Below are 20,054 nucleotides of genomic sequence, written 5' to 3' on the forward strand. Positions count from 1 at the left end.
GTGACGCGCTCTGGCAGCTCTCGACTAGGCGCGGGTGTGCTTCTGCCGTTGGCGCAGTTCCGAGGCGATGGCGACTGAGAGTCCGGCAAGCAGGACCCACCACGCAGGCCGGATCCCGGCATCGAAATCGAGCTGAGCCAAAGCCATGTCCCAGGGCGAGACCGGATATTTGAGCGACAGGAACACGATCTCCGCGGCTGAGGTCAGGAGTGCGGCTACGGCGGCGAGCATTGCGAGGCCGACTCCACCCGGATCGCCTGTCCGCCAGTGCCAGATGCGGTAGCCCATGAGCCAGGCGAAGAGTCCGCTGAAGAGCAGGGGCTCGGTCACGTCGCTCTTCGATTGCAGGAAGAAATGCACGAGCGCCAGCAGGGCGACCGGATAGACCAGCTTGTGCAGCCTCTGCCAGCGCCTGCCGCCGAGCCGGCGGACCATGCCGTCGGTCGAGGTCGCGGCGAGCGCGCCGAGCCCGAGAAGGGCGACGAAGCCGGTGGTCAGGTAGAAGCGTAGCGCGATCTCGCTCGCCACCTTCGGCAGGTCCCAGGCTTCCTGGCCGGCATAAAGCACGAGATGCAGCGCGGCGCCGAAGAAGACCGTCACCCCGACCATCCGTCGGACGGTCATGAGTTCTCCCCAGCGCAATGCCCGGCGGAGCGGGGTTACCGCCAGCGAGGCAAGCAGGAAGAGTGTGGTCCACCATCCCGCCCGGTGGATCGCCGCGTCCCAGGGTCTGGCGCCGAGGGTTCCGGCGAGCGCGTCAGCGAGGAGGAAGATGGCAGGCGCGAGCAGGGCGAGAAAGACCGCGAGCTTCAGCCGCGACAGTCGCCCCGACCGGTCGGTCCAGGGCAGGTGGCGCGGCAACATGCCGAAGGAAGGCCGGCGGAGGGTCGCGATACTCATGCGGTGCATTCTCCTTGCCCGGAGGTGGAATTCAAGCGCTTCCGGGCAAGCTGGTTCGTCTCACCGCTGACATGAACGCACGTTCGCGTGACCCCGCCGTGCGCTGTCCTAGCCGAGGATGCCCGGCAGGTTCAACTGGTGCTCCCGTGCGCAGTCGAGGGCGATCTTGTAGCCCGCATCGGCATGGCGCATGACGCCGGTCGCCGGATCGTTCCAGAGCACCCGCTCCAGCCGCTTGTCTGCCGCTTCCGAGCCGTCGCAGACGATCACCATCCCCGCATGCTGCGAGAAGCCCATACCGACCCCGCCGCCGTGATGCAGCGAGACCCAGGTGGCGCCCGAGGCGCAGTTCAGCAGCGCGTTCAGCATCGGCCAGTCTGAGACCGCGTCGGAGCCGTCTCGCATGCCCTCGGTTTCCCGGTTCGGCGAGGCGACGGAGCCGCTGTCGAGATGGTCGCGGCCAATCACGACCGGTGCTTTCAGCTCACCCTTGCGGACCATCTCGTTGAAGGCGAGGCCGAGGCGATGGCGGTCGCCGAGCCCGACCCAGCAGATCCGCGCCGGCAGGCCCTGGAAGGCGATGCGGTCGCGCGCCATTTCCAGCCAGTTGCGCAGGTGATTGTCGCCCGGCAGCAGCTCTTTGACCTTCTCGTCGGTGCGGTAGATGTCCTCCGGGTCGCCGGAGAGGGCGCACCAGCGGAACGGGCCGACGCCGCGGCAGAAGAGCGGGCGGATATAGGCCGGCACGAAGCCGGGGAAGGCGAAGGCGTTTTCCAGTCCTTCCTCGAGCGCGACCTGGCGGATGTTGTTGCCGTAATCCACCGTCGGCACACCGCTCTCGGAGAAGGCGACCATGGCTGCGACATGGGTCTTCATCGAGGCGCGCGCCGCCTTCTCGACAGCCTTCGGATCGCTTTCCTGCTTCTCGCGCCATTCGGCGACGCTCCAGCCCTGCGGCAGGTAGCCGTGCACCGGGTCGTGCGCCGAGGTCTGGTCGGTGACGATATGGGGGCGAATGCCGCGGCGCTGGATCTCCGGCACGATGTCGGCGGCATTGCCGAGCAGGCCGACGGATTTCGCCTCGCCCGCCGCCGTCCAGCGCTCGATCATCTCCAGCGCCTCGTCGAGGCTGGTCGCCTTCTCGTCGAGATATTTCGTGCGCAGGCGGAAATCGATCCGGGTCTCGTCGCATTCGACGGCGAGGCAGCAGGCTCCCGCGAACACGGCGGCGAGCGGCTGCGCGCCGCCCATCCCGCCGAGCCCGGCGGTCAGGATCCATTTGCCGGTGAGGTCGCCGCCGTAATGCTGGCGACCGGCCTCGACGAAGGTCTCGTAGGTACCCTGCACGATGCCCTGGCTGCCGATATAGATCCAGGAGCCGGCCGTCATCTGGCCGTACATCATCAGGCCCTTGCGATCGAGCTCGTTGAAATGCTCCCAGGTCGCCCAGTGCGGCACCAGGTTCGAGTTCGCGATCAGCACACGCGGGGCATCGGCATGGGTTCGGAACACCCCGACCGGCTTGCCGGACTGAACCAGCAGCGTCTGGTCCTCCTCCAGTTCCTTCAGGCTGGCGACGATGCGGTCGAAATCGTTCCAGGTGCGGGCCGCCCGGCCGATGCCGCCATAGACCACGAGTTCATGCGGGTTCTCGGCGACATCCGGGTGCAGGTTGTTCATCAGCATCCGGAGCGGCGCTTCCGTGGTCCAGCTCTTGGTGTTCAGCTCCGTACCAGTCGGTGGGAAAATGTCGCGGGCGTTCTTGCGGGGATCGGTCATGGGTTTTGCTCCCGGGGGTCAGTAGCGGCTGGCAATTTCCATCAGCGGCAAGTGGCCGCTTGCCTTGACGATGCTGAGGTCGCGGACGAGCCTGGCGACAGCCTCGATATCGGCGGCGACCTCGCGGTCGTCGGTGAGGGACGGGGAGACCTCGCGGACCGCCGTGATGACGTTCTGCAGAGGTCGGCTGGTCTTCAATGGCGCGCGGAATTCGACACCCTGCGCGGCGCAGAGCAGTTCGACGGCGATGATATTGCCGAGGTTCGCGTTCATCTGGTGCAGCCGCCGGGCGCCGTGCGCTGCCATGGAAACGTGGTCCTCCTGGTTGGCGCTGGTCGGCGTCGAGTCCGTCGTGCAGGGATTGGCGAGATGCTTGTTCTCGCTCATCAGCGCCGCGGTGGTGACCTCGGCGATCATCAGCCCGGAATTCAGGCCCGGCTCCGGCGTCAGGAAGGCCGGCAGGTCGAAGGAGAGCACCGGGTCGACCATCAGCGCGACGCGGCGCTGGGCGATGGCGCCGATCTCGGCGATGGCGAGCGCCATCATGTCGGCGGCGAACCCGACTGGTTCGGCGTGGAAGTTCCCGCCGGAGACAATGCGGCCGTCCTCGACCAGCACCAGCGGGTTGTCGGTCACCGCGTTGGCCTCGATTTCCAGCGTTCGCGCCGCATGGCGGAGCAGGTCGATGGCGGCGCCGGAGACCTGCGGGTGGCAGCGGATGCAATATGGGTCCTGGACGCGGGTATCGCCGTGGCGGTGGCTCTCGCGAATTTCGGAGCCGTCCATCAGGGCCCGCATCGCGGCCGCGACGTCGATCTGTCCCGGCTGGCCGCGCAGGTCGTGGATCGCCGGCTGCAGCGGAGCGGTTGAGCCCATGATCGCATCGGTCGAGAGGGCCGCGGCGACGATGCCGGCTTCGACATTGCGCCAGGCATCTGAGAGGGCGAGCAGGGCGTAGGCGGTGGAGAATTGGGTCCCGTTGATGAGGGCGAGGCCTTCCTTCGGGCCGAGTTCGATCGGTTTCAGTCCTGCGGCGTCCAGCGCGTCGCCTCCGGGGAGAATGCGGCCTTTGTATTCCGCCTTGCCCTCGCCGATCAGTACGGCGGTCATGTGGGCGAGCGGCGCGAGGTCGCCCGAGGCGCCGACCGAGCCCTGGCTCGGCACGATGGGGGTGACGCGTTCCCGCAGCATGCTCTCGATCAGCTCGATCACTTCCCAGCGCACGCCGGAGGCGCCTCGGCCGAGGGAGAGCAGCTTCAGTACCATCATGGTGCGCACCACCTGCGTCTCGGTCGGATCGCCGACGCCCGCACAGTGCGAGCGGATCAGGTTGCGCTGCAGTGTGGAGGTATCTTCCGGCGGGATACGGACGGTGGCGAGCTTGCCGAAGCCTGTATTGACGCCATAGACCGCCTCGCCGCCCGAGGCCGCCTCCGCGACCATCGCCGCGGCCGCTTCGACCGCCGGCTCGGCGGCTCGGTCGAGGCGGACGAGATGCCCCTGACCGAGCAGGCTTTCGAGCTGCTGCAGGGTGGTCTGGCCCGGCGTCAGGATGATGTCGCTCATGCGGTCCCCGCGAAATAGCGTTTGTAGAGAGGATTGAAGCCGATGCGATATGCGAGTTCGGCCGGTTCCCGGACGTCCCAGACCGCGAGATCGGCACGCTTGCCGACTTCGAGCGAGCCTGCGTCGGCGATCCCGAGGGCCCGGGCGGCTTCGCGTGTCGCGCCCGCGAGCGCTTCTTCCGGCGTCAGGCGGAAGAGCGTGCAAGCCATGTTCATGGTCAGCAGAAGGGAGGTCAGCGGGGACGAGCCGGGGTTGCAGTCGGTCGCGATTGCGATCGGTACGCCTGCGTCCCGGAGCGCCTGAAGCGGCGGCAATTGCGGCTCGCGCAAGGTATAGAAGGCGCCCGGCAGCAAGACGGCGGTCGTGCCGGCGTTCGCTAAGGCGGCGATACCGTCCGCACCGAGATATTCGAGATGGTCGGCGGAGAGGGCGCCATGATAGGCCGCGAGTTTGGCGCCGCCGAGATCGGACAGTTGCTCGGCATGCAGCTTCACCGGCAGGCCGACCTGCGCCGCGCGGGAAAACAGCCGGTCGAGCTGTTCCGGAGAGAACGCGATCCCCTCGCAGAAACCGTCTACGGCATCGGCAAGCCCCTCTTCGGCGGCCCGGTCCAGAGCGACCCGGCAGACCTCGTCGATATAATCGTCGGCCCGCCCCTTGAATTCCGGCGGAACCGCGTGGGCGCCGAGATAACTGGTCCGGATCCGCACCTGCCGCTGTTCGCCTATACGGCGCGCGGCGCGCAGCATGCGGAGCTCGGTTTCGACATCGAGGCCGTAACCCGACTTGATCTCGATAGTGGAGACACCCTCGGCGAGCAGCGCATCGACGCGGGGCAGGGCGCTGGCCAGGAGCTCTTCCTCGCTCGCCGCCCTTGTCGCCGTGACGGTGGAGAGGATACCGCCGCCGGCGCGGGCCACCTCTTCGTAACTTGCCCCTTTCAGCCGGAGCTCGAACTCGCGTGCCCGGTTGCCGCCGAAAACGATATGAGTGTGGCAATCGATGAGCGCGGGCGTGACGAGCCGGCCACCGAGATTCTCCTGCGGCCAGACCGACATCGACGTCGGCATCTCGCTTTCCGGTCCAAGCCAGATGATATCGCTGCCCCGGATCGCCAGGGCGCCATTCTCGATAAGGCCGTAGGCCGTGCCGCCCGGGACCATTGTCGCGAGGGTCGCATTCCTTAGGATCAGCATGGGCCGATATTCCGAAAAGGATGGTTGCTCAATTGGCTGTTTCGATTATTATGTCTATACATAATATTGCCTGTCAATATGGGGTGCGCGCGGTGACCAAGATTTTTGCCGAGACCGTTCTGATGGAAGAAGGCTGGCGCGAGAATGTTCTGGTCTCGGTCGGCGATGCGGGGACAATCGAGGCGGTGTCGCCGGACGATCCGGGTTCGGTAGCGGGGGCGGATCACCGTGCGGCGGTCCTGCTTCCGGCGCCGGTAAACCTGCATTCCCACGCTTTCCAGCGGGCGATGGCGGGGCTGACCGAAGCGCGAGGGCCGGACCGGCGCGACAGTTTCTGGACCTGGCGCCGACTGATGTTCCGTTTCCTGGAGCGGCTGACGCCGGAGCATGTGGAGGCGATCGCGGCATTGGTGCAGATGGAGATGCTGGAAGCCGGCTATGCGGGTGTCGCGGAGTTCCATTATCTGCATCACCAGCCGGACGGTACGCCCTATGACGATATCGCCGAACTTAGCCGGCGGATCGCCTTCTCCGCGGCGGAGACCGGAATCGGGCTGACCTTGCTGCCGGTGCTCTATCAGGTCGGCGGCTGCGACGGACGGGCGCTTGGCGCCGGCCAGATCCGTTTCGGCAACGACATGGATCGTTTCGTTCGCCTGCTGGAAGGTGCGGAGGACGCGGTCTCGGGATTGCCGTCGGACTGCGGCACCGGCGTCGCGCCGCATTCCCTGCGCGCGGTCAGCCGTGAGGCCCTGAGGGATGCGGTTGCGCTGCGGAAGGATCGCCCGCTCCACATCCATGTCGCAGAACAGGTGGCCGAGGTGGAGGAGGTCGGGGCCGCCTGGGGTGCCCGGCCGATGACCTGGCTGCTGGACAATCATCCGGTCGACGAGCGCTGGTGCCTGATCCATGCAACGCAGATGGAGCCGGACGAGACCGTCGCCCTGGCAAAGAGCGGCGCCGTCGCGGGGCTCTGCCCGATCACCGAATCCAGCCTCGGCGACGGGATCTTCGACGGCGTGCGCTACCGGGAGCATGGCGGGCGGTTCGGCGTCGGCTCGGATTCCAACATTCGGATATCTCTCAGCGAAGAGCTCCGCACGCTCGAATATTCCCAGCGCCTGCGTGACCGCGGCCGCGCCGTGCTGGCGGACAGCGGCCGTTCGACTGGGCGTGTGCTCTTTGAGGAAGTGGTTCTCGGCGGTGCGCAGGCGGCGGGCCGGAACAGCGGGCGGATCGCAGCCGGGAAACTGGCGGATATGGTCGCGCTCGACGGGGAGGCGCTGGATCTCGCGGGGCGCACCGGGGACCGTATGCTGGATGCTTTCATCTTTACGGGGGACGACCGCTGGGTGCGAGATGTCTGGTCCGCCGGACGTCACATGGTACGAGAGGGGCGGCACGTCGCCCGTGACCGTATCCGGACGAACTATCTGAAGACCATTGCGGAGCTGGAGGACGCGCTCTGAGCCAGACGGCCCTCAATTCCTGGCAGGGTATCCAGGCGGAGATTCGGCGCCGGATCGCCGAGCGAGTCTGGCGGCCGGGGGATCTCATCCCTGGCGAGGCGGAACTCGCCGCGGAATTCGGCTGCGCCCGGGCAACGGTCAATCGCGCACTTCAGGGGCTGGCGGAGAGCGGGTTGCTGGAGCGGCGGCGCAAGGCCGGAACGCGCGTCGCGCTCGACCCTGTGCGCAAGGCGACGCTGGAAATTCCGGTCACGCGGCTCGAGGTGGAGGCGTCGGGATGCCGTTACGGGTTCCACATTCTGGAGCGCCGAAAACTGCGGGCTCCGGTAGAGGGCGCAGACCTGATGGGACTGGCCCGCAACGCATCCCTCCTCTTCATGCGCGGGCTGCACACCGCAGACGGTACGCCGTTCCTCTACGAGGCGCGCTGGGTCAATCTCGTTGCGGTGCCGGAATTCGCCAAAGAAGATTTCCGGGAGATGAGCCCGAACGAGTGGCTCGTGCGGAACCAGCCTTTCACGCGCGGCAAGATCAGTTTCCTCGCGGTGCCGGCCTCTCCCGAACAGGCCGATGCACTGAAAGCGGAAGAAGGGACGGCGCTTTTCGCCATCGAGCGCACCACCTGGAACGCGGAAACGGCGGTCACCCATGTGCGCCTCGCCTACAGGCCCGGATACCGGATGAGCACGGAGATTTAGTTGCCTTCTCCCGCACGCCGGACTCGGGTCAGGCGCTGGATCATTGCATCCGCTTCGGCGCCGGAGATGCTGGAAAGCAACCCGTCGACCCAGCGCTCGTGCACATCCGCCATCTCGGCGAACACCGCCTCGCCCTTGTAGGTCAATCGCACGATGCTGGCGCGCTTGTCGTCCGGCACCGGCACCCGTTCGGCGAGCCCGTCCTGGACCAGCCGCTCCACAATGCCGGTGACATTGCCGTTCGAGACCATGAGGCGGGACGAGAGATCCGTCATTCTGAGCCCGGTTTCGCTGCGCTGCAGGACAGCCAGGATCTCGAAGCGCGGCAAGGTCAGGTCATAGGCGAGGCGCATATCTTCCCGCAGGCGGTTCTCCATTGCGCGTGTCGTCCGGAGCAGGTTGAGCCAGAGGCGCAGCCGCTTCTTACGGGTCCCGGGATCGTCGGGCGCTTGCATGGGCATGCTGGACATGGGTCGAATTGTATCGATCGTATCTCGTTTTGCATTAAAATTTTATATTTAAAATAATATTGTCCGTAGCCGAGTGCGGCTTTTAACATGCCGTCAATCAACAACGAATAACCGGTTAGGGGACGCCATGATGATCGTCGATTGGGACGACGCCTACGCGAACGGACCGCATATCGAGGGCGCCGACGACTATCCCGGGATTTGGCAGAAGAGGGCAAAGGCCTTCCGGGACGAACTCGGCGCGCGCGCACGTCTCGATATTGCCTATGGCGAGGGAGAGCGGCAACGCCTCGACCTGTTCTTGCCGGCGGGTACGACGGCCGGCCTCGCGATGTTCGTGCATGGCGGCTACTGGAAGGCGTTCGACAAGAGCACCTGGTCGCATCTGGCGCGCGGTGCCGTGGAATCGGGTTGGGCGGTCGCGATGCCGAGCTACACTTTGGCGCCCGAGGCTCGCATCGCAGGCATTACCGAAGAAATTGCCCGGGCGCTCGGCGTCGCCTCGGAGATGGTGGCGGGACCGGTCTGTCTTGCAGGTCACTCCGCCGGGGGGCATCTCGTGAGCCGGATGCTGTGCCGCAACGCGCCGCTCGGCGAGACCCTCCGCGCCCGGATCGGGAACGTCGTTTCCATCAGCGGCCTTCACGATCTTCGCCCGCTCTTGCGGCTGGAGATGAATCGGATCCTTGGCCTCGACGATGCGGAAGCGGTCATGGAAAGCCCTGCGCTGCAATATCCGGCCGAAGGCGCCCGGCTGACCTGCTGGGTCGGATCCGAAGAACGGCCGGAATTCTTGAGGCAGAACGACCTGCTGGCAAATATCTGGACCGGCCTCGGGGCCGAGACGAGCGCGGTTCATGCCCTCGGAAAACATCACTTTGACGTGATCGCCGATCTCGAGGATGCAAATTCGGCCCTGACGCGCCTTCTAACCGGTGAGAGGAACTGACCATGCCGGTCTTTCAAATGCAGCAAGAGGTCCGTTTCCAGCACTGCGATCCGGCGGCGATCGTGTTTTATCCTCGCTATTTCGAGATGATCAACCTGACCGTTGAGGAATGGTTCGGGTCCGGACTGGGATGGGGTTTCCATCGCATGCACGAGGTTGATGACCGCGGCATCCCGACTGCCCGGATCAAGGTCGAGTTTCATGCTCCGAGCCGGCTTGGAGACGTTCTGGACTGGTCTCTGGCGGTCAAGCGGATGGGCTCCTCCAGCCTGGATGTCGAAATCCTCGCGAGCTGCGCCGGCGAGCCACGCCTGACCTGCCGGTCCACATTGGTCCAGTTCGTTAAGAGCACAGGGAAACCCGTTGCGTGGCCGGAAGAGCTGAAGGCCAAGATGAGTGAGTTCGGCGCGTAACCCGGGTGCCGGGGCAGGTCGCTCGGGAGCCGGTCGGTGAAATTCTGAGTACAGAAATAATCCTATTAAAGTTGTGTTTTTACGTGACGTTAATCATCTACGACCATACTCGGAGTGGATATACTTACTGCGAACGACGGTGCTCGAAGCGTGCTGGATTTGATGATGGGTGAAGCCGCAACCGCCAATGAGTTCTCGATCCTTGTGGTCGATGACGCGCCAGAGAATACCATGTTGCTGAGCCTGATTCTCAAGGATCAGGGCAATGTGACGACGGCGCTCAGCGGCCGCGAGGCAATCGACATCGCGCTCGCGACGACGCCCGATCTGATTCTTCTCGATATCCAGATGCCGGATCTCGACGGCTACGATGTGATCCAGGCTTTGAAGGGAGAGGAGCGCACGCGAAACATCCCCGTCATCTTCGTTACCGGCCTCTCGGACGAGGGCGACGAGGAAAAAGGGCTGGAACTCGGTGCAATCGACTACATCACGAAGCCTTTCAAGCCGGCGGTCGTTAAGGCGCGTGTCCGCAATCACTTGCGGTTGCGCGACTATGCGCTGCAGCTCGAAAAGCTCAACGAGGAACTGGAGCGTCTCGCGACGACCGATCCGCTGACATCGGCCTTTAACCGCCGCTATTTCATGACAAAGTTACAGGACGAGCTGAAACGGTCCCGCCGGTATGACAGATCCTCCTCTGTCCTGATGCTGGATATCGACCACTTCAAGAGCATCAACGACACCTATGGCCACGATGTCGGCGATATTGTCCTGATCGAGATGGTCAAGGTTCTCGAAAATGAAATCCGCGAGTTCGATACGCTTGCGCGGCTCGGCGGCGAGGAATTCGCGATCCTGCTTCCGGAAACGAACGAGACCTCCGCGAAAGTCTCGGCCGTCCGGCTTCTGGACGCGGTTCGGAAGATCACGATCGATGCCGGCGGCAAGCCCCTGAACTTTACCGTAAGCATCGGGTGTTCGGAGTTCGACGGCGACTACGATACTGTCGAGGCCGTCCTCAAATCCGCCGATCTCGCCCTCTACGAGGCGAAACATTCGGGGCGGGACCGTGTCGTGACGAAGCAATCGATACCGGCTGCTTGAGGCTCCCGCACTCGGCCTGGCGATTTGCCATTCTCCGTCTTTCGCTCTAGATGAAGCGCGGGGCCGCTCCTGGCTCCGCTCGTTTGGGGAGCTTTCCGATGGAATTCACCAATCCCGAAGGTGTTGCCGCGCCGGCATCGCGCTATTCGCAACTCGTGACGGTCCCGGCGAATGCGCGCCGCGCCATCGCGTCCGGGCAGATCGGTGTCGCTCCGGACGGGAGCCTGCGCGAGGGTCTCGAGGCGCAGATGGAACAGGCGTTCGACAATCTCTTCAAGGTTTTTGAAGCCGCGGGCATGAAAAAGACGGACATCGTGAAGATCGTCTTCTATTCGACGGTACCGGGTTCGGTCGCCGTCTTCCGGACGATGCGCGACAGGCTCTTCGAGGGGCACGCGCCGGCCTGCACCTATCTCGAAATCTCTCAGCTCGCGACGCCGGAGATGCTCTGCGAGGTCGAGGGCGAAGCGGTCGCCGTCTGAGGGTAAAGGGTTCCGAGGGGCTTTCGCGATGATTGACGACTTTCTGCTCCGCGCGCTTGCGGCCGGGGCGGGCGCTGCTCTCGCCGCGGGGCCGCTCGGCTGTTTCGTCGTCTGGCGCAGGCTCGCTTATTTCGGCGATACCATGGCGCATTCGGCGCTGCTCGGGCTTGCGCTGGGGTTCCTGCTTGGCTTCGCACCCGTGCTGGGGATCGCGGCGGTGACCGTCGTCGCGGCGGGGCTTCTGATGACGCTCGAGCGCCGGACGGCGGTGCCGACGGATACCTTGCTCGGGATCCTGTCCCACGGCGCGCTCGCGCTGGGCCTGGTCGCAATCGGCCTGATGAGCTGGTTGCGTGTCGATCTCATGGGCGTGCTATTCGGTGACGTGCTGGCCGTGTCACTGGAGGATATCGCGCTGATCTACGCTGCGGCGGGGATCGTTCTGCTCTGTCTCTGGCGGATCTGGGAGCCTTTGCTGGCCGCGACCGTCAGCAGCGATCTCGCTCAGGCGGAAGGCCTGGCCGGCCGGCGGGCGTCGTTGCTCTTCACGCTGCTGCTCGCGCTGGTCATCGCGGTTTCTATCAAGGTGGTCGGCGTATTGCTCATCACCTCGCTGTTGATCCTGCCGGCAGCGGCGGCCCGGCGCTGGTCCCGCAGCCCCGAGGCGATGGTGGCGGGTGCGGTGCTGATTGGACTGGTTTCGGTCTGTGCCGGATTGGGCTTTTCCGTCGAACTCGACACGCCTGCGGGACCGTCCATTGTCCTCGTCGCCTTCGTTATTTTTCTGCTCGGCCTGCCTCGCTGGCGCATCGGGGCCGGACTCCGCTGATCACTGTGCCACGCGGCTCAAAGCAACCTGCTTGAATTGAAAAAATGTAATGTTATAACGTTTTTCTCAATTCAATTTCAGAGATAGTAGATGTTCAGATTAACCCGATGCGCGGCAATCCTTCTGCCGGTGCTCTTCAGCAGTACCGGAACAGCCCGTGCCGAACTTTCCGTCGTCGCCTCAATCCCGCCGGTGCACAGTCTCGTGGCCAAGGTGATGGCGGGTGCTGGGGAACCGCATCTGATTCTGCGCAACGGACAATCGCCGCATGATTATTCGCTGCGTCCCTCGGACGCACATGCTCTGGAAAAGGCGGATCTGGTGTTCCTGATCTCGCACCGGGTCGAGTCGTTCCTCGATGCGAGTCTGGATAGTGCCGAAGGCGACGGACGGTTCGTCGAGCTTGGCGACGCCCACGGTGTGCTTCACTTGCCGGTGCGAGAAGGCGTGCTGTGGGAACATCACGATCACGACGACCATGGGGGCCATGGGGGAGAGAAGCATGGTCACGATGATCACGAAGGCCATGCGGAGCATGGTGACGGGAAGCACGAATCGAAAGAGCATCTGCACGATGCGCATGAGGATGCCCATGACCACGAGGGATATGACCCCCACGTCTGGCTGAGTACGCGGAACGCGAAGGCTTTTGTCGATGCGATCGCGGAGGCGCTGACGCGAAAGGATCCGGCGCATGCGGCGCTATATGCGGACAATGCGAAAACGGCACACCGGGAATTGGCGGCGCTCGGCGAAAGCATCTCGGCCAAGCTGGCCCCTGTGCGGGGCCGGCCGTTTCTCGTCTTTCACGACGCCTATCAGTATTTCGAGGCGGAGTTCGACTTTGCCGCTGCGGGGGCGATCAGTATCGGTACCGCCGCCGCGCCCGGTGCCAAGCGGTTACGCGAGCTGCGTCATCGCGCGTCCGAAGGCGACATTCGGTGCATCTTCCGCGAAGTGCAGTTCTCGCCGCGCCTCGCCGAGGTGGTCGCCGAAGGGACCGGCACCAGGATCGGAACGCTGGATCCGATCGGGAGCACGCTCGATTTCGGTCCGGACAATTACGACGGGCTGATGCTGGGACTTGCAGACGGTTTCCTGTCCTGCCTGGAGTAGGGTGCCTCTCAGGTGGCCTGTTTCCCGCCGTCATTGCATACTGACCTCGAAATCGCTCGGGGATGGATGTGATCAGCATCGAGGAAGCGCTTACCGAAGCACCGATAGTCGCAATCCTGCGCGGGCTGGAACCGGAGCGCGCAGGGGAGATCGGCGGTGTGCTCTACGAGGTCGGTATCCGCGTGATCGAGGTACCGCTCAATTCGCCCGACCCGCTTCGTAGCATCGCCACGCTCTCGGAAAACCTTGGAGATCGGGCGGTCGTTGGCGCCGGGACGGTGCTCTCTGCACAGGCCGTGCGCGAGGTGGACCGGGCCGGCGGGCGTCTCATCGTCTCTCCGAACAGCGACGAGCGGGTGATCGCCGAGACCGGGCGGCTGGCGCTTACTTCGATGCCCGGTATCTTCACACCGACCGAGGCCTTCCGGGCGCTCGAGGCCGGAGCGGACTACCTGAAGCTGTTCCCCGGGGATGCGATCCGGCCGAAGGTCGTCGGCGCGCTGAAAGCGGTGCTGCCGCCGGAGACCGGTATCGTGGTCACCGGCGGCGTCGGCCTCGACAATATCGCTGACTATTTCGCCGCTGGCGCCGCGGGTGTCGCGATCGGCTCCTCCATCTTCAAACCCGGCAAGCCGGCCGCTCGGATCGGCGAGGATGCGGCGGCGCTGGTTGCGGCCTGGAGAACGTGCAAGGCCGCGTAGCGGAACGAGGCAATTGCGGAAAGCGGGGTTGCCACCGGCGCGCCGCTGCGCGATGTCATAGCGAACACGTCATTCCACCTGCCTGAAAAACGGGAGCGAACCCATGCGTTATCTGCACACCATGGTCCGGATCAGCGATATCGACGAGAGCCTGAAATTCTATTGCGATATCCTCGGCCTGAAGGAAGTCCATCGCTATGACAGCGAGAAGGGCCGCTTCACCAATATCTTTCTCTATGCGCCGGGAGACGAGGCGACCGCTGCGTCCGACAAGCGCGCTCCGGTGATCGAGCTGACCTACAACTGGGATCCGGAAGAGTACAAGACCGGCCGGGCCTGGGGGCATCTCGCCTTCCGGGTCGATAACATCTACGACACCTGCCAAAAGATCATGGATGCGGGTGTGACGATCAACCGGCCGCCGCGCGACGGCTACATGGCCTTCGTGAAGTCCCCCGACGGGATCTCGATCGAGATCCTGCAGGAAGGCGAGAAGCTGGCCCCGGCCGAGCCCTGGGCCTCGATGGAGAATACCGGCACCTGGTAAGACTGCCGGTTCGGAAAATGCGACGGGGCCGCATTCGCTGGCCCCGTTTCTGTTTTCTGCGTCAGTCGGAGCCGTCGGACGTATACCGCACCACCATGTCGCGCAGCGTGACGATGCCGACCATCTCGCCCTGCCGCGTCACCAGCGCGCGGGTGAGCTTGAAGCGGTTCAGCATCCGGATCGCGTATTTGATGTCCATGGTGACGTCGATCGTCAGCACCGGCTTGGACATGATCTCGTAGACGCTGGTGCGTTCCGGCGAGCGGTCCTTGCTGGCGACATGGGCTGCGATGTCGCCGACAGTGACCACGCCGTACTCGTCACCCTCGTGCCGCCGTTCGATGACGAGAGAGCTGACATGGTGTTCCCGCATCAGGTCGATGGCGTTGCGCACGGTCGCGAGGCCGTCGATGACGTGCGGATTGCCGGTCATCACGTCCTCCACCTTCACGTATGGGTGCTGGCTCATATTTCTTCCTCGATTTCTTTCTCGATGGTCTTGATTTGCGAGGTGAGGCCGACGGCATCCTCGATGTCGATCTGGAAAGCCACGCCGGTTCCGACCTCCTCATCGAACCGTCCGGCCTTGCAGATCTCCTCAAGGATGTGGCGCGACATGTGTTCCTCGACGACGAGCAGAACGATATCGCGCTGACCTTCCAGCGTCAGGCCGAGGAAGGTCGAGGACGGCTTCAGGCCCTCGCCGCGGACATTGGTGATCACCGTGCTGCCGGTACCGCCGCATTTGCGCGCGGTGTCGACCACGGTATCGGTCTTTTCGTCGCTCACGACGGCGACGATCAGCTTGAACTTCATTGCTAACTCCCTCCCTTTGGGGTCGCTTCGTCGGACAATCTGGCGGCCTCTTCACGTTTTTTGCGCCGCGCCGCGAACCAGGCACCGGCCTGGGCATAGGTCATGACGCTCAGCATTGGAAACAGGCTGGCGAGGGCGATCAGGCCGAAGCCGTCGAGGACCGGGTTGCGGCCGGGCACGGTTGAGGCAAGCCCGAGCCCGAGTGCGGTCACCAGAGGCACTGTGACGGTGGATGTGGTGACCCCGCCGGAATCGTAGGCGAGCGGAATGATCATGCGCGGGGCATAGATCGTCTGCAGGACGACGAAGGCGTATCCGACGATCATGTAGAGATAAAGCGGCGTACCGGTCACGATGCGGAAGGCGCCGACGGCGATGCTCAGGGCGACGCCCACCGCGACCGCGACCCGCAGACCCCAACCGCTGACCGTTCCGCCGGTCAGGTCGTTGGCCTTGTTGGCGACGGCGATCAGGGAGGGCTCGGCGATGGTGGTCGAAAAGCCGATGGCGGCGGCAAAGAGATAGACCCAGTAATAGTCCTCCCAGCCGAGCGAATCGGCCGGCTCGCCCGGGGCGATGAAGGATGGGGCTGTCAGCTGTTTCGCCATCAGTTCGCCAATCGGAAACAGCGCTTTCTCGAGGCCCACCAGAAAGAGTGCGAGACCGATGATCACATAGACAAAGCCCATAAGCACCTGGGGAAGATGCGGGATGCTCTGGCGCAGTACGACGAGCTGGAAAAAGATCAGGATCGCGGCGATCGGCAGGACGTCGAAGACGGTGCCGAGAAGAGCCTCCCAGAGGGCCAGGATCCAGTCCATAGCTAGACCACCATCCCGAAGATCAGTACGAAAATCATGGGGGACAGGCTGGCGAACGCAATCAGTCCGAAACCGTCAATCGCCGGATTCCGTCCGCGGATCACAGTCGCGAGCCCGACGCCGAGCGCGGTGACAAGCGGCACCGTGACCGTGGAGGTCGTCACACCGCCGCTGTCGTAGGCGATGCCGATGATTTCCTTAGGTGCCAGCGCGGTCAGCCCCTGCACGGCCACATAGCCGCCAATCATGATCCAGTGTAGCGGCCAGCCCTTCAGAATGCGGAACACGCCGACCACGATCGCGATGCCGACGGAGACGGCGACGGTGTAGCGCAGGGCCAGCGCGTAGTTCGCCATCGCCTCTTCGTCGCGCTCGAGATAGCCGCTCTCGGACATGGCTTCCGCGGCTTCCTCGCCGACCGCGATCAAGGATGGCTCGGCGACCGTGGTTCCGAAACCGAGCCCGAAGGCAAACAGCAGAAGCCAGACGAGGCTGCCCTTGCGGGCGAGGGCGCCGGCGAGAAACTCGCCGATCGGAAACAGCGCCATCTCCAGTCCCTGCAGGAAGAGCGTCAGGCCGAGCACCACAATGACCAGCCCTATCAGGGTCTCCGATAAATTCGGAAAAGGCTGCTGCAGGACGGCGAGCTGGAAAAAGGCGACAACGAGAATGATCGGCAGCACGTCGCGCACCGTGCCGATGAAAAGATTTCCGAATGCCAGCAGTCGCTTCCCCATGGTGGTAAAGCTAACCCTTTGATCCGGCGACTTCCAGAGCATCTCGCTGGCGCAGCAAAAAGAAATTTGCGCCGCCACGTCACAATGCCGGTCTCTGTCTCGACATGTCTGTGAAACCACGTCGCAACACCACAAAGGAGGACAAGTTGGCTGGTACCGCAGTAGTGAACTTTCATGTCAATGCCGAGGATATCCTGGGGCGCCTGGAAGCGGTGGAGGGGCAGATCGAGGAAGCCGGTTTCGACAAGCTCCTGCACCATTTGGTGAAACTCCGGGCCTCGCAGATCAATCAGTGTGCCTTTTGCGTGAAAATGCATATCGACGAGGCGCGCAAGGACGGCGAGAGTCAGGACCGGATCGACAGGGTGGTGGTCTGGCGTCATGTTCGCGACTTCACGCCCGCCGAGAAGGCCGCACTTGCCTGGACGGAGGCATTGACGCAGCCGGACCCGAAGGCGGATCTCAGTCCGCTCCGCAGGGAGCTCAAGGAGCATTTCACCGATAGAGAGATCTCGACGCTGACTGCTATCGTCGCGATGATCAATCTCTGGAACCGGATCCAGGTGTCGCATCACTGATGGAACAGATCTCGAACCATATCGAGGAGTTCGAGCGGGCGCGGCCGATGCTGATCGGCCTCGCCTACCGCCTTCTCGGAACGCGCGCCGAGGCGGAGGATGTCGTTCAGGACGCTTTCCTTGCCTGGAGCGAGGCCGACCGGGCGTCTATCGAGCGGCCCCGCGGATGGTTGTCCTCCGTGGTCACGCGAAAGGCGCTCGATGTCTTGAAATCAGCGCGGCGCAGCCGGACCGAATATGTCGGCTCCTGGCTTCCGGAGCCGATGGAGACGGTGGAGGAAGGAACGCCGGAGACGGATCTGCTCGTGAGTGAGAGCGTCACCATGGCCTTCCTGCTGGTTCTCGAACGGCTGGCGCCAAAGGAGCGCGCGGCCTTCATCCTGCACGACGTCTTTGGCATGGAGTATGGAGAGATCGCGAAGAGCCTGGAGATCGGCGTGGCGACTTGTCGCAAGCTGGCTTCCCGTGCGCGGGTAAACGTCCGCAGTTCCGGCAATACGAAACCGGCGCCGAAAGCGGTTCAGCAGAAGCTGGTTGAGGCCTTTCAGGCCGCTTTGCGAACCGGGGTCGCCGACGGTCTGGCGGCCATGCTTTCCAGTCATGCGGTTCTGACAGCCGATAGCGGCGGCAAGGCGGACTCGATCCGCAAACCTCTTCTGGGCGCGGAACTGATCCTGCAATTCGTCACCCGCTATCTCGGGCGCTGGTACACGCATCTTCAGCTTGCGGTCGCCGAGATCAATGCGCAGGCGGCCCTGATCGCCCGGGACGGCGCCAAGACGGAGGCGGTCATCACGTTCGCGGTGGGGGATGACGATCTGGTCACGGAGATCATGATCACCCGCAATCCGGACAAGCTCCGGCACTTCGACCTGCCGCACTAAGCCCCATTCATCGTCACCAGTCTGGCGCGGCGGGTACGAGCTCCCGCCGCGACGGGAGGAGTCCGTCGTGTTCACAGGCAAGAACGCACACGAGACCGCGGTTATGAGCGTGGTCTTCATGACAGTCCTCGTTGGATGGGTCGGCTTCTCGCTACCCTATCCGGTCTTCGGGCACCTTTTTCTCAACCCGCAAAGCGATCTGCTCCCTGCCGAAACGCCGGGAAACATCCGCACACTGCTGCTCGGTCTCGCCATTGGGCTCTATCCGGCCGGCCAGATCGCCGGGTCGATGCTCTTCGGACGCCTATCCGACCGGTTCGGGCGGGCCCCGGTCCTCGCCGTGGCATTGGCCGTCGCCGTTCTCGGCGCGTTGATGCTCTGGAGCGCGGTGGAAACCGGGATGTTGTGGCTGCTTCTGCTCGGTCGGATGGTGGCCGGGATCGGTGAAGGCAACATCGCGATCCTGCAATCGCTCGCGGCCGATGTGAGCCGGCCGAAAAGCAAAGCGCGGAACTTCGCGCTGATCGGGATCGCGATGGATCTCGGGTTTGTCGCCGGTCCGATCGTTGGCGGATTGCTCGCCGTAGGAGGCGCAGAATGGGCTCCGGATTATGGCGCGCCGTTCGCTGCGGCCGCGGCTTTGTTTGCCGCAAATGCGGTCCTTGTTCCGTGGCTGTTGCGGGGCCGTGTGAGTGCCTCAGAGCGGCGTGGTGAGCCGGGCGGCGCAGCGCTTGAACCGCGCGCGCGACGGCGCCTGATCGCGCTTCTGGGACTGTCTTTTCTCGCCTTCTGGGCTGTGATGGTGTTTCTGGAATTCTTTCCGGTGTTCTTCGTCCAGCGTTACGCGACGCCGCCGCTCGAGCTCGGGATCAACGCGGCTTTGCTATCGGTACCGTTGATTCTGTCGGGGCTGATTGTCGGCCGGATCGTCAACCGGCTTGGCGCGACCGCCGTCACATTGCTCTCCCTTCTGATGATGGGATCGGGAAGCTATGCGTTCGTCGAAGCAGGCAGCCCTCTCGGGCACATTCTGCCGGCAGTTCTTGTAGCGGCGGGAATCAATTTCGCCCAGACGGCGACATCGGTCCTCATCTCAGATGCCGCTCCCGCCGCGGCGCAGGGAGCGGCCATCGGGATCTACCGGGCGACCACGATTGCCGCGGGGGCTCTAGTCGGGATCGCCGGCGGATGGCTCTCCGGGATCGATCCGGCCGCGCCGTTTTTGACCGGCGTCGCCGCTTGCCTGCTTGCCGCTCTCGGTCTGACCGCTTTCGCGATTCGGACCAGGCGTTCCCGAACTTCCGCCGAGTGTCGGCAGTTTTCCTAAAATATACGCAATCTTAATGAGTTGGAGTGTTGTCTTGGAGAATTGCATCTGTATTGAGCCGGGAATGCGCTATGGTTGTCGCGATGGAAACGCAGCCTCGCCTGACCAAGACCTACCGATTGCTCGTCCGGGGGACGAACATCAATGAGACGTCCCTGCTGGCGACGGACTATCTGAACCATTTCAACGAAGTGGTGATGCTGTTGGAGCTGGTTCCGGACATGCCGGAAATGCTCGAGGAGGTCGAGGAGTGGAAACCGGCCACCTATACCGAGCATTTCGCCGCCAGCGGGTTCTCCGACAAGGAACTGGCAATCTGGGCCTATGAGAATGCTCCGAGCGAGTACATCCAGGCGTTCGAGGATCTCGTCGGAACCGCCAACGAGCAAGTGTTCAACGCCGCCGACCTCCTGAAGAAGCTCAACGGAACGGTCCCGGTCGAGGAGTTCCAGGCTCAGACCATGGCACAGGTGCGCGAGATCAAGGCAACGCTCGAACAGATCTCTGGCGTGATCAACGGTACGGTGCCGCGCTACGATCAGGCCGAGATCGACGACATCATGGACCAGGACGCCATCGACAGCCTGTTCGACTGACCGACTCCGACAAATCGCCGCAACGTACTAGATTATCCTTGAGACTATCTTCGTTAGACGATGTTCGAGGGAG

At 63.8% G+C, this 20,054-nt stretch carries 23 protein-coding genes; 14 read left to right on the forward strand and 9 right to left on the reverse strand.

The window, feature by feature from the left end:
- Positions 1-24: 24 nt before the first annotated feature.
- The 4 genes from msrQ to hutI all read right to left on the reverse strand — a co-directional run bounded on the left by msrQ (position 25) and on the right by hutI (position 5,441).
- On the reverse strand, positions 25-900 hold the full coding sequence (gene msrQ, locus NUH88_RS14280) for a protein-methionine-sulfoxide reductase heme-binding subunit MsrQ (RefSeq protein ID WP_257767083.1): 876 nt from the start codon (positions 898-900) through the stop codon (positions 25-27).
- Positions 901-1,008: 108 nt separating this feature from the next.
- On the reverse strand, positions 1,009-2,679 hold the full coding sequence (gene hutU, locus NUH88_RS14285) for a urocanate hydratase (RefSeq protein WP_257767084.1): 1,671 nt from the start codon (positions 2,677-2,679) through the stop codon (positions 1,009-1,011).
- 18 nt (positions 2,680-2,697) lie between these two features.
- A complete protein-coding gene (gene hutH, locus NUH88_RS14290; protein ID WP_257767085.1) occupies positions 2,698-4,245 on the reverse strand; it encodes a histidine ammonia-lyase in 1,548 nt (515 codons plus the stop codon).
- Positions 4,242-5,441, reverse strand: a complete 1,200-nt coding sequence (gene hutI, locus NUH88_RS14295) for an imidazolonepropionase (protein WP_257767086.1) — start codon at positions 5,439-5,441, stop codon at positions 4,242-4,244. Before hutI ends, hutH begins: the two co-directional genes overlap by 4 nt.
- 92 nt (positions 5,442-5,533) lie before the next feature.
- On the opposite strand from hutI, the gene NUH88_RS14300 reads away from it, so the two are divergent.
- Together NUH88_RS14300 and hutC are read left to right on the forward strand one after the other, a co-directional pair.
- On the forward strand, positions 5,534-6,910 hold the full coding sequence (locus NUH88_RS14300) for a formimidoylglutamate deiminase (RefSeq protein WP_257767087.1): 1,377 nt from the start codon (positions 5,534-5,536) through the stop codon (positions 6,908-6,910).
- Positions 6,911-6,939: 29 nt separating this feature from the next.
- Entirely contained in the window at positions 6,940-7,608 is a 669-nt protein-coding gene (gene hutC, locus NUH88_RS14305) for a histidine utilization transcriptional repressor HutC (RefSeq protein WP_257772214.1), read from the forward strand.
- Here hutC and NUH88_RS14310 read toward each other — a convergent pair.
- A complete protein-coding gene (locus NUH88_RS14310; protein ID WP_257767088.1) occupies positions 7,605-8,078 on the reverse strand; it encodes a MarR family winged helix-turn-helix transcriptional regulator in 474 nt (157 codons plus the stop codon). The genes hutC and NUH88_RS14310 overlap by 4 nt on opposite strands.
- 127 nt (positions 8,079-8,205) lie before the next feature.
- On the opposite strand from NUH88_RS14310, the gene NUH88_RS14315 reads away from it, so the two are divergent.
- The 8 genes from NUH88_RS14315 (at position 8,206) to gloA (ending at position 14,222) form a co-directional block, all read left to right on the forward strand.
- Positions 8,206-9,027, forward strand: coding sequence for a hormone-sensitive lipase (locus NUH88_RS14315; protein WP_308220064.1), 822 nt, complete (start codon positions 8,206-8,208; stop codon positions 9,025-9,027).
- A 2-nt stretch (positions 9,028-9,029) separates the two neighbouring features.
- Positions 9,030-9,440: an acyl-CoA thioesterase gene (locus NUH88_RS14320; RefSeq protein WP_257767089.1), complete on the forward strand. Its 411-nt coding sequence runs from the start codon at positions 9,030-9,032 to the stop codon at positions 9,438-9,440.
- Between the two features lie 165 nt (positions 9,441-9,605).
- Positions 9,606-10,547, forward strand: a complete 942-nt coding sequence (locus tag NUH88_RS14325; protein ID WP_257767090.1) for a diguanylate cyclase — start codon at positions 9,606-9,608, stop codon at positions 10,545-10,547.
- A 98-nt stretch (positions 10,548-10,645) separates the two neighbouring features.
- Complete coding sequence (locus NUH88_RS14330; protein WP_257767091.1) at positions 10,646-11,029, forward strand: RidA family protein; 384 nt, start codon at positions 10,646-10,648, stop codon at positions 11,027-11,029.
- A gap of 28 nt (positions 11,030-11,057) precedes the next feature.
- Positions 11,058-11,858: a metal ABC transporter permease gene (locus NUH88_RS14335; protein WP_308220065.1), complete on the forward strand. Its 801-nt coding sequence runs from the start codon at positions 11,058-11,060 to the stop codon at positions 11,856-11,858.
- A 90-nt stretch (positions 11,859-11,948) separates the two neighbouring features.
- On the forward strand, positions 11,949-12,974 hold the full coding sequence (locus NUH88_RS14340; RefSeq protein WP_257767092.1) for a zinc ABC transporter substrate-binding protein: 1,026 nt from the start codon (positions 11,949-11,951) through the stop codon (positions 12,972-12,974).
- Positions 12,975-13,036: 62 nt separating this feature from the next.
- Entirely contained in the window at positions 13,037-13,675 is a 639-nt protein-coding gene (locus NUH88_RS14345) for a 2-dehydro-3-deoxy-6-phosphogalactonate aldolase (RefSeq protein ID WP_257767093.1), read from the forward strand.
- Positions 13,676-13,778: 103 nt separating this feature from the next.
- Entirely contained in the window at positions 13,779-14,222 is a 444-nt protein-coding gene (gene gloA, locus NUH88_RS14350) for a lactoylglutathione lyase (RefSeq protein WP_257767094.1), read from the forward strand.
- 61 nt (positions 14,223-14,283) lie between these two features.
- Here gloA and NUH88_RS14355 read toward each other — a convergent pair whose 3' ends face one another.
- The 4 genes from NUH88_RS14355 to NUH88_RS14370 are packed head-to-tail and all read right to left on the reverse strand — an operon-like array spanning position 14,284 to position 16,596.
- Positions 14,284-14,691 (reverse strand): CBS domain-containing protein, encoded by a 408-nt coding sequence (locus NUH88_RS14355; RefSeq protein ID WP_257767095.1) that lies wholly within the window; start codon positions 14,689-14,691, stop codon positions 14,284-14,286.
- The gene (locus NUH88_RS14360; RefSeq protein WP_257767096.1) at positions 14,688-15,038 is read right to left on the reverse strand and encodes a P-II family nitrogen regulator; all 351 of its coding nucleotides are present in this window, start codon (positions 15,036-15,038) and stop codon (positions 14,688-14,690) included. The genes NUH88_RS14355 and NUH88_RS14360 overlap by 4 nt, the downstream gene beginning before the upstream one ends.
- A gap of 2 nt (positions 15,039-15,040) precedes the next feature.
- Positions 15,041-15,859 (reverse strand): DUF1538 domain-containing protein, encoded by an 819-nt coding sequence (locus NUH88_RS14365; protein WP_257767097.1) that lies wholly within the window; start codon positions 15,857-15,859, stop codon positions 15,041-15,043.
- Positions 15,860-15,861: 2 nt separating this feature from the next.
- Positions 15,862-16,596, reverse strand: coding sequence for a DUF1538 domain-containing protein (locus NUH88_RS14370; protein ID WP_257767098.1), 735 nt, complete (start codon positions 16,594-16,596; stop codon positions 15,862-15,864).
- A gap of 146 nt (positions 16,597-16,742) precedes the next feature.
- On the opposite strand from NUH88_RS14370, the gene NUH88_RS14375 reads away from it, so the two are divergent.
- The 4 genes from NUH88_RS14375 (at position 16,743) to NUH88_RS14390 (ending at position 19,981) form a co-directional block, all read left to right on the forward strand.
- Entirely contained in the window at positions 16,743-17,174 is a 432-nt protein-coding gene (locus NUH88_RS14375) for a carboxymuconolactone decarboxylase family protein (RefSeq protein WP_257767099.1), read from the forward strand.
- Positions 17,174-18,058, forward strand: a complete 885-nt coding sequence (sigJ, locus tag NUH88_RS14380; protein ID WP_257767100.1) for an RNA polymerase sigma factor SigJ — start codon at positions 17,174-17,176, stop codon at positions 18,056-18,058. The genes NUH88_RS14375 and sigJ overlap by 1 nt, the downstream gene beginning before the upstream one ends.
- Positions 18,059-18,125: 67 nt before the next feature.
- Positions 18,126-19,385 (forward strand): MFS transporter, encoded by a 1,260-nt coding sequence (locus tag NUH88_RS14385; RefSeq protein WP_257767101.1) that lies wholly within the window; start codon positions 18,126-18,128, stop codon positions 19,383-19,385.
- Between the two features lie 71 nt (positions 19,386-19,456).
- Positions 19,457-19,981 carry a hypothetical protein gene (locus NUH88_RS14390; RefSeq protein WP_257767102.1) on the forward strand — a complete coding sequence of 175 codons (525 nt, stop codon included), beginning with the start codon at positions 19,457-19,459 and terminating at the stop codon, positions 19,979-19,981.
- The last annotated feature ends 73 nt before the right edge of the window (positions 19,982-20,054 follow it).

Source organism: Nisaea acidiphila (assembly GCF_024662015.1).
GTDB classification, from domain to species: Bacteria; Pseudomonadota; Alphaproteobacteria; order Thalassobaculales; family Thalassobaculaceae; genus Nisaea; species Nisaea acidiphila.